General features: G+C 64.5%; 10 protein-coding genes and 1 pseudogene. 6 read left to right on the top strand and 5 right to left on the bottom strand.

What is annotated here, in order from left to right:
* The 4 genes and pseudogenes from ABNS06_RS05155 to ABNS06_RS05140 all read right to left on the bottom strand — a co-directional run.
* Positions 1 to 224: pseudogene (locus tag ABNS06_RS05155) on the bottom strand (hypothetical protein); the annotation flags it as partial.
* Positions 221 to 970, bottom strand: a complete 750-nt coding sequence (gene sufC / locus ABNS06_RS05150; RefSeq protein ID WP_348672997.1) for a Fe-S cluster assembly ATPase SufC — start codon at positions 968 to 970, stop codon at positions 221 to 223. The pseudogene ABNS06_RS05155 and the gene sufC, both read right to left, overlap by 4 nt.
* Before the next feature lie 31 nt (positions 971 to 1,001).
* Complete coding sequence (gene sufB, locus ABNS06_RS05145; protein WP_348672996.1) at positions 1,002 to 2,453, bottom strand: Fe-S cluster assembly protein SufB; 1,452 nt, start codon at positions 2,451 to 2,453, stop codon at positions 1,002 to 1,004.
* Position 2,454: 1 nt separating this feature from the next.
* A complete protein-coding gene (locus ABNS06_RS05140; RefSeq protein ID WP_348672994.1) occupies positions 2,455 to 2,946 on the bottom strand; it encodes an SUF system Fe-S cluster assembly regulator in 492 nt (163 codons plus the stop codon).
* 122 nt (positions 2,947 to 3,068) lie between these two features.
* Here ABNS06_RS05140 and ABNS06_RS05135 point away from each other — a divergent pair, with 122 nt between their 5' ends.
* Positions 3,069 to 3,527 (top strand): thioesterase family protein, encoded by a 459-nt coding sequence (locus ABNS06_RS05135; RefSeq protein ID WP_348672993.1) that lies wholly within the window; start codon positions 3,069 to 3,071, stop codon positions 3,525 to 3,527.
* On the opposite strand, the gene ABNS06_RS05130 is transcribed toward ABNS06_RS05135, so the two are convergent.
* The gene (locus ABNS06_RS05130; protein ID WP_348672991.1) at positions 3,514 to 4,050 is read right to left on the bottom strand and encodes an alpha/beta fold hydrolase; all 537 of its coding nucleotides are present in this window, start codon (positions 4,048 to 4,050) and stop codon (positions 3,514 to 3,516) included. The genes ABNS06_RS05135 and ABNS06_RS05130 overlap by 14 nt on opposite strands.
* Before the next feature lie 41 nt (positions 4,051 to 4,091).
* On the opposite strand from ABNS06_RS05130, the gene ABNS06_RS05125 reads away from it, so the two are divergent.
* From ABNS06_RS05125 to ABNS06_RS05105, 5 genes are all read left to right on the top strand, one after another.
* On the top strand, positions 4,092 to 4,361 hold the full coding sequence (locus tag ABNS06_RS05125; RefSeq protein WP_348672990.1) for a hypothetical protein: 270 nt from the start codon (positions 4,092 to 4,094) through the stop codon (positions 4,359 to 4,361).
* Positions 4,361 to 4,648 carry a hypothetical protein gene (locus ABNS06_RS05120; RefSeq protein WP_348672988.1) on the top strand — a complete coding sequence of 96 codons (288 nt, stop codon included), beginning with the start codon at positions 4,361 to 4,363 and terminating at the stop codon, positions 4,646 to 4,648. Before ABNS06_RS05125 ends, ABNS06_RS05120 begins: the two co-directional genes overlap by 1 nt.
* A 7-nt stretch (positions 4,649 to 4,655) precedes the next feature.
* On the top strand, positions 4,656 to 6,104 hold the full coding sequence (locus tag ABNS06_RS05115) for a prolyl oligopeptidase family serine peptidase (protein ID WP_348672987.1): 1,449 nt from the start codon (positions 4,656 to 4,658) through the stop codon (positions 6,102 to 6,104).
* A gap of 29 nt (positions 6,105 to 6,133) precedes the next feature.
* Positions 6,134 to 7,252: a beta-ketoacyl-ACP synthase III gene (locus ABNS06_RS05110; protein ID WP_348672986.1), complete on the top strand. Its 1,119-nt coding sequence runs from the start codon at positions 6,134 to 6,136 to the stop codon at positions 7,250 to 7,252.
* A gap of 56 nt (positions 7,253 to 7,308) precedes the next feature.
* The coding region (locus ABNS06_RS05105) for a M1 family aminopeptidase (RefSeq protein ID WP_348672985.1) at positions 7,309 to 8,141 on the top strand (833 nt) is incomplete at its 3' end.

The following is an 8,141-nucleotide window of genomic DNA, read 5'->3' as shown; positions in this document are numbered from 1 at the left end:
GCGACATCGGGGACGGCGTCCTCGCTGATGATGGCCGCGGTCCAGGGCGTCTCCCCCAGGTCGGAGAGGTCGGTGTACTTCCAGGCTTCCTGGCGTTTGGTGGGGAAGCCGTCATGCTGCAGCTTGGCCAGTGCCTGCGCGCGCCAGTCGCGCTCGCGGCTGGGCCACGCCCCCGATTCGAAGACGTTCTCCAGCGTATCCATGGCGACGGAGTTGGAGTTCATGCCGCCTCGCCGGTGACCCAGCCGTAGCCGCGCGCTTCCAGTTCGCGCGCGAGTTCCTCGTCCCCGGATCGCACGATGCGGCCGCCCGCCAGCACATGCACATGGTCCGGCTTCACGTAGTCGAGCAGACGCTGGTAGTGAGTGATCAGGACGAACGAGCGCTCGGCCGAGCGCAGGGCATTGATGCCCTGGCTGACCAGCTTCAGTGCATCGATATCCAGGCCCGAGTCGGTTTCATCGAGGATCGCCAGCGCTGGTTTGAGCAGCAGCATCTGAACGATCTCGTTGCGCTTCTTCTCACCGCCGGAGAACCCTTCGTTGACGCCGCGGTGGATCATGTCCGTCGGAAGCTCCATCGCCTCCATCGCCTTGCGGATGTCGGAGAGAAAGCCCATTGCGTCGATTTCCGGTTCACCCCGGGCCGCGCGCCATGCGTTGACCGCCGCCTTCATGAAGTAGGCGTTGGAAACACCCGGAATCTCGACCGGATACTGGAAGCCCAGGAACAACCCGGCGACCGCGCGCTCCTCGGGTTCCATGTCCAGCAGGTCCTGGCCGTTGAACGTCACGGACCCGTCGGTGATGGTGTAGCCGGGACGACCGGACAGCACGCCGCCCAGCGTGGACTTGCCGGAGCCATTCGGGCCCATGACCGCGTGCACCTCTCCGGCGCCAATGGTCAGGTCGATGCCGTTGAGAATGGCCTTGTCGTCGACGCTGGCGTGCAGATTCTTGATTTCGAGCATGGTTGTCATGACTTGATCTTGGAAATGGGGACTACCCGACGGCGCCTTCGAGCGACACGGCGAGCAACTTGCCGGCCTCGACGGCGAACTCCATCGGCAGTTCGCGGAACACGTCCTTGCAGAAACCGTTGACGATCATCGACACGGCATCCTCCTCGGACATGCCGCGGGATCGGCAGTAGAACAGCTGATCCTCACCGATCCGGGACGTCGTGGCCTCGTGTTCGAGAATGGCCGACGGGTGCCGCACCTCGGAGTAGGGGAAGGTATGCGCGCCGCATTTCGGGCCGATCAGCAGCGAATCGCACTGGGTGTGGTTGCGCGCGCCCTCGGCCTTGGGGCTGACCCGGACGAGGCCGCGGTATGACTGGTCCGACTGGCCGGCCGCGATGCCCTTGGAGACGATGGTCGAGCGTGTGTTCCTGCCCAGATGGATCATCTTGGTGCCGGTGTCGGCCTGCTGGTGGTTGTTGGTCACCGCCACCGAGTAGAACTCGCCAATCGAGTTGTCCCCGCGCAGCACGCAGGAGGGGTATTTCCAGGTGATGGCGGAACCGGTCTCGACCTGCGTCCAGGCGATGTGCGAGTTGCGGCCGCGGCAGTCACCGCGCTTGGTGACGAAATTGTAGATGCCGCCCCGTCCGTCTTCGTCGCCCGGGTACCAGTTCTGCACGGTCGAGTACTTGATCTTGGCGTTGTCCAGCGCGATCAGTTCGACGACCGCCGCATGGAGCTGGTTCTCGTCCCGTTGCGGCGCCGTGCAGCCTTCCAGATAGGACACCTCGCTGCCTTCGTCGGCGATGATCAGCGTGCGTTCGAACTGGCCGGTGTTCATCTCGTTGATGCGGAAGTAGGTCGACAGCTCCATCGGGCACTTCACGCCCTTGGGGATGTAGACGAAGCTGCCATCGGTGAACACGGCGGAGTTGAGCCCGGCGAAGAAGTTGTCGCGCGCGGGCACGACCGTTCCCAGATACTTGCGAACCAGTTCGGGGTGCGTCTGAACCGCCTCCGAAATGGAGCAGAAGACCACGCCGGCGTCAGCGAGCTTTTCGCGGAACGTCGTGTGCACGGACACGCTGTCGAACACGTAGTCCATGGCCACGCCCGCCAGGCGCTTCTGTTCTTCCAGCGGGATACCGAGCTTTTCGTAGGTTTCCAGCAGCTTCGGATCGACCTCGTCCAGCGACTTGGGCATGTCCGCCATCGACTTCGGCGCGGAGTAGTAGGAGATCGCCTTGTAGTCGATGTCCGGAATCTGAAGATGGGCCCACTGCGGCTCGTGCCGGTCCTGCCAGACCTTGTAGGCGTTCAGGCGCCATTCCAGCAGCCATTCCGGTTCATTCTTCTTGGCCGAGATGAAGCGGATGATCTCCTCGTCCAGTCCGGGCGGTAGCGTGTCCGACTCCAGATCGGTGACGAAGCCCGCCTCGTACTTGCGGGTCTTGATCCAGTCGCGAAGTTCTTCTGTGCTGGTAGCCATATTAAGCTTGCGTCATGCGTTGAATCGAATCCGCCGGGATACTGACGGCGTGGGGCGGGGCGAAGCGGCGGGCCAGGGCGGCGATGCGGCCGGAGCCGGGCACCGCGAGATCGGCCAGCGAGACCTGATCCAGCGCCATGCGCACCGCGCGGTTGATCAGATGCCAGTTGCTGCGTGCGCCGCAGGATTGCTCGATCTCGCAGCGATGGTCGTGAATCGAGCATTCGGTCAGTGCAATCGGGCCTTCCAGGGCCTCGATGATCTGCGTGACCGAGATGTCCGTTGCCGGCCGCGCCAGCGCGTAGCCGCCGTGGGCGCCGCGCTCGGATTGAACCAGCCCGGCACGCGCCAGGTCCTTGAGCACCTTGCGCGCGGCATCCAGCGGCAGGCTGGCCGACGAGGCGAGATCCGTCGCGCTGCGACGCGTCTTGCTCTGCGCCAGCGTGGTCATGATGACCGTGCCGTAGTCAGTAAGTTTGGCGAGTCGGAGCATTGACTGCGAACCTCGGCGTATCGCTGGTGCGAAATGAAAGAGGACTTAATCGGTCCTAATTATAGCGGGCGGTGTTGCCGTCCTCAACCGAGTGATCGGAACGGCGTTCTATACTGAAACGCATGAACCATCCCGACACATTCACCACCATCGCCTTCGACGTGCCGGCGCCGTATACCGAGGTACGCACCGTGGCGGACAGCGACATCGACCGTCTCGGCCACACGAACAACGTGGTTTATCTCGGCTGGCTGGAATCGGTCGCCTGGGCGCACTCGGTACACCTCGGGCTCGACTGGGATCTGTATCAGCGGATCAATGCCTGTTTTGTCGCGCGTCGCCACACGCTGGATTATCTGCGCCCGACCTTTGTCGGCGACGAACTGCACGTCGCGACGTGGATCACCGACAACCCGGGTCGGGTGACCATGGATCGCGCCTACCAGATCGTCCGTGCGGCGGACGGGGTGACCGTGTTGCGAGGCACGACCCAGTGGGCCTGCGTGGACCTCACCACCGGACGACCGCGGCGCATGCCGCCGGAATTCGCCGAGGGCTTCGTGGCGGTTAGTCCGACGTAGCGCGACATTCGCCCACGCGGACGAGAAATCGTTCGAACAGTAGCTCGATCAGCGGCAGCGACTCGATCAGCCGGTGTTCGTCTTCCAGCATGTGCAACTCGGCCTGGTGGGTCTGCGCGAAGCGGATCGCGGAGGCAGGTGGAATCACCGTGTCCTGCCAGCCGTGGATGACCGTGGAGATGGCGGGAATGTCGCGCGGCTCCTCGTCAAAGCCGGGGTAGTAGAGCGCGGGCGCGAGCAGGAACAGTCCCTCCGGTCGCAGCGCGGAGCAGCTCTGCGCGCTGACATAGCCACCCATCGACGAGCCGGCCAGCACCAGACAGGCGGACTGAGGCGCGAGCGCCTGCAACTGCCGGACGCGCGCATGCGGGTCCATCGTGTGGCTGTAGTCCGGGCTGTCGACGGCAAACCCAAGGCGTGCCGCGACCGCTGCGAGCGCCTGGATTTTCGTGCCCCACGGCCCGCTTTCCATCCCGTGGGCGAAGACGACAAGGCGCTGTGCGGGGTCCGGCGTGACACTCATGGCTCGAATCTTTTGCGCTGATGCAGTCTAATCAATCTGTCATGGCGCGAACCAAGCCACAACGCAATCCCGAACGGCTGGACATCCGGATGAGCTTCACCGTGCGCTACGGGGAGCAGCCGGAGGACGAGCTGGTGGTCATGCGCGAGCGCGAGATGAAGCTGATCGGCAGCGTGTTTCGCTACCGTGACAAGATCATGCAGACGCTGGCGACCACGCTGGTCCGTGTCGCGCTGCTGCAACCCAAGATCGCGCGTCGAGTCGTCGGCGCCACCCGCACGGTTCGTCGGACTCCGCCCAAAAAACGCTGATGCGCTACCTGTTCTATCTCAACTGCGCCGTCATGGCGTTGGGCGCCGTGCTGGCGACGGTATTGGCCGTCGTTTGTCTGATCTACGTGCTCTACCTGGATCGGGAGCCTCAGCTTGCCGACGAACTGGGCTTTCTGGTGATGACCACGCTGATCTTCACGGTGACCACGGCCGGTGGTGTGATCGCCGTGATCGGACAGCACAGGAAGCGCGCCTGGCATTGGGCTGGCCTGGTGCTCTGGCTTGGCTCGCTGGGCTTGGCGATTCAATTGTTCTCACCGGGCTGAGCGGGCCGTGGACCAGGTGCTGATTCATCGCGCGCGCCAGTGGCGAGCCCTTCCCGCCGTGGCCGCGGCGCTGGCCTGGTTGTGGCTGGCCAGTCATGCGTCGCTCTGGGGCGCGGTGCTGCTGGTGCCGGTCGGGCTGGCGCTGGTGGCCGCGTCGATCATGGCCTGGCTGCATCCCGGTGATCCCAAGCCACATCAGATGATGGCGGCGCTCGCCATCGTCGGGGTGGTGGCGCTGCTGATCGCCGGGTACGCGGCCGGCTGGGGTGGCTGGCTGATGCTGGCGCTGGCGGTCGCGATGTTCGTGACCTCCGGCTGGTTGGCGATTGTCGAGCAGCCGGACGAGGCGGGCATTCCGCGGCCGGCGGGGACTACGCAACTGGCGGCGAAAGTGGCGCTGGATAACGCCTTGCTCGGTTATTTCGTCTCCACCGCCGAGATTCCGGGGCCGCATAACGCCTCCCGCATCGCGCGGGAGATGCGGGAGGCCGACGCGCTGATGAGCGCCCGGGGCTGGGTGACGAACCCGGCACAGTTTCACGTCGCGCCAGCCTGTCCTGACGACGTGTCGCCGCGTCAACGCGAGGTGTTCGGGCAGGCATTCACCCATTTGCGCTGGACCAGCGCCTTCGAGCCGCATCCGGAGCTCCCGGGCGCCGCGCGCTATCTGGGGCATGCGTCCACGCGCCACATGGACGCGTGGATGTTGCGCCATGATGATCCGGGACGGCCCTGGCTGATCGCGATACATGGCTACCGGATGGGTGTGCCGGCCATCGACCTGTCGCTGTTTTCGCCCGAGTGGCTGCATCACGGTCTGGGGCTCAATGTGTTGATGCCGGTGCTGCCGTTGCATGGCCCGCGCCGTATCGGCCGCCGGAGCGGTGACGGCTACCTGGGCGGCGAATTTCTCGATCTGGTGCACGCGCAGACCCAGGCGCTGTTCGATCTGCGTGCCAGCGTCCGCTGGCTGCAGCAGGCGCAGGGCGCCGAGCAGATCGCGGTGCTGGGTTACAGCCTCGGTGGTTACAACGCCTCGCTGCTGGCCACTTTCGAGGCTGAACTGGACTGCGTGATCGCCGGCATTCCGCTGGCCGACGCGGTGGACGTGCTGTGGCGACATTTTCCGGTGCTGCCACGTCGCTCGATGGAATCGCTGGGCGTGACCGATGCGATGCTGCGCCGGGTCATGCACCCGCTATCGCCGCTGGCACGGGCGGTGATGATCCGGCCTGATCGTTGCGCGGTGTTCGGCGCGCTGGCCGACCAGCTCGTGCCACCGGCGCAGGTCGCCCGACTCGCCCGGCACTGGGGGCTGGAGGCCCCGGTCTGGTACAACGGGTCACACCTCAGTGTCCGCCGTGAGCCCGTGGCCCGTTACGTCGTTGAACGCGCTTTGCTGAATGCGGGCATGATCGACCGTGAAAACGCCGCGCCCAGGCCCTTGATCAGATAGACTTTCTCTCAAATTCGTCGGAACCCGACATGAGCCAAATCGTCATCTCCGGGACGGGGCTGTTCACGCCGCCCGAGTCGATCAGCAACGAAGAACTGGTTGAGTGCTTCAACGCCTGGGCCACTCGCTACAACGCCGACCACGCCGAGGACATCGAGGCAGGCCGGCTGGAACCCAAGCCGATGTCCGATGCCGAGTTCATTCTCAAGGCATCCGGCATTCGCAGCCGGCATGTGCTGGACAAGCACGGCATTCTCGATCCGGAGATCATGCATCCGCAGCTGCCCATGCGGGGCAACGACGAGCCGTCGCAGATGTGCGAGATGGCGATCGCCGCCGCGACGCAGGCGCTGGAAGAGGCCGGACGCAAGCCCTCCGACGTGGATGCGGTGCTCTGCGCGGCGTCGAACATGCAGCGGTCCTACCCGGCAGTGGCCGTCGAGGTCCAGCAGTACCTGGGCTGCAACGGCTACGCCTACGACATGAACGTGGCCTGCGCGTCGGCTGCGTTCGGCATCCAGGCCGGTGTCGATGCATTGTCATCCGGTAATGCCAATTGCGTGGTCATGGTCAATCCGGAGATCTGTTCCGGGCATCTGAATTTCCGCGACCGTGACAGCCATTTCATTTTCGGCGACGCCTGTACCGCGGTGGTGCTGGAACGTGCGGAGGACGCCTCCGACGGTGGTTTCGAGGTGCTCGGAACGCGTCTGAAGACGCAGTTCTCCAACAACATCCGGAACAATGCGGGTTTTCTGAACCGATCGGAAACCCCTCAGCGATCCGACGATGACCGTCTGTTCATCCAGGAGGGCCGCAAGGTCTTCAAGGATGTGGTGCCGATGGTGGTGACGCTGATCAGCGAGCATCTGGCCGACAACGGTCTGGAGCCGTCCGCCGTGCGTCGCTTCTGGCTGCATCAGGCCAACCTGAACATGAACCAGCTGATCAGCAAGCGCTTGCTGGGCCGCGACCCCAGCGAGGAAGAAGCCCCCGTGGTGCTGGACGAGTACGCCAACACCAGTTCGGCCGGCTCGGTGATTGCGTTCCACAAACACAAGGCCGGACTGGCCGCCGGCGACGTTGCGGTGCTCTGCGCCTTCGGTGCCGGGTATTCGGCCGGGTCCGTCATCCTCCGTCAGCGGTAGCTGCAAGGACGCGTGCCTCAAGGCCGCGTCCGCCATTCGACCACTCCCCAGGTCACATGCGAAACACCAACACCCAAGTCAAATATCTGCGCGACTACACCGCGCCTGCGTTCCTTGTTGAGCGCACCGAGCTGCATTTCGACATCCGTGATGGCGAGACCCTGGTCACGGCGGAGCTGTCGCTGCGCCGCAATGACGCCGGCGCGCAACAGCCGCTGACGCTGGACGGCGATGATCTGATGCTGCTGGATCTTGCCGTTGACGGTCAGCCATGGCCGGATCACGAGGTGGGTGACAGCGGTCTGGTGGTCAACGGATTGCCCGACGAATGCACGCTACGCACCCGCGTGCGCATTCGTCCGGAACAGAACACCGCGCTGGAAGGCCTTTACCGTTGCGGCCCGTATCTGGTCACGCAGTGCGAGGCCACGGGGTTCCGCCGGATCACGTATTACCCGGATCGTCCCGATGTCCTGTCACGGTTTCGCGTGACCATCGAGGCGGACCGCGAGCGCTATCCGACGCTGCTGTCCAACGGAAACTGCGTGGCCACCGACGATCTGGACGACGGCCGGCATCAGGCCACCTGGGACGATCCCTATCCCAAGCCCTGCTACCTGTTCGCGCTGGTCGCCGGCGAGTTCGAGGAGCTGCACGGCGATTACACGACCGCATCCGGTCGCCGGGTGTCGCTGGAACTCTACGCCGACAAGGGGCAGGGCAAGCGTCTGGAATTTGCGCTGGAGTCGCTGATCGAGTCCATGCGCTGGGACGAGCTGCACTACGGACGCGAATACGATCTGGATCGCTATCTGATCGTCGCCGCCGCCGCCTTCAACATGGGGGCGATGGAAAACAAGGGTCTGAACATCTTCAACACCAGCTGCCT

The organism is uncultured Abyssibacter sp., from assembly GCF_964000955.1.
GTDB lineage: Bacteria > Pseudomonadota > Gammaproteobacteria > Nevskiales > OUC007 > Abyssibacter.
Note: the sequence above shows the minus strand (reverse complement) of the source record. Positions and strands in the feature narration are given on the sequence as shown.

What these genes read in the sequence shown, in the direction of transcription:
- sufC (WP_348672997.1), bottom strand. Translation starts at nt 970, where the DNA reads ATGCTCGAAATCAAGAATCTGCACGCCAGCGTCGACGACAAGGCCATT.
- sufB (WP_348672996.1), bottom strand. Translation starts at nt 2,453, where the DNA reads ATGGCTACCAGCACAGAAGAACTTCGCGACTGGATCAAGACCCGCAAG.
- ABNS06_RS05140 (WP_348672994.1), bottom strand. Translation starts at nt 2,946, where the DNA reads ATGCTCCGACTCGCCAAACTTACTGACTACGGCACGGTCATCATGACC.
- ABNS06_RS05135 (WP_348672993.1), top strand. Translation starts at nt 3,069, where the DNA reads ATGAACCATCCCGACACATTCACCACCATCGCCTTCGACGTGCCGGCG.
- ABNS06_RS05130 (WP_348672991.1), bottom strand. Translation starts at nt 4,050, where the DNA reads ATGAGTGTCACGCCGGACCCCGCACAGCGCCTTGTCGTCTTCGCCCAC.
- ABNS06_RS05125 (WP_348672990.1), top strand. Translation starts at nt 4,092, where the DNA reads ATGGCGCGAACCAAGCCACAACGCAATCCCGAACGGCTGGACATCCGG.
- ABNS06_RS05120 (WP_348672988.1), top strand. Translation starts at nt 4,361, where the DNA reads ATGCGCTACCTGTTCTATCTCAACTGCGCCGTCATGGCGTTGGGCGCC.
- ABNS06_RS05110 (WP_348672986.1), top strand. Translation starts at nt 6,134, where the DNA reads ATGAGCCAAATCGTCATCTCCGGGACGGGGCTGTTCACGCCGCCCGAG.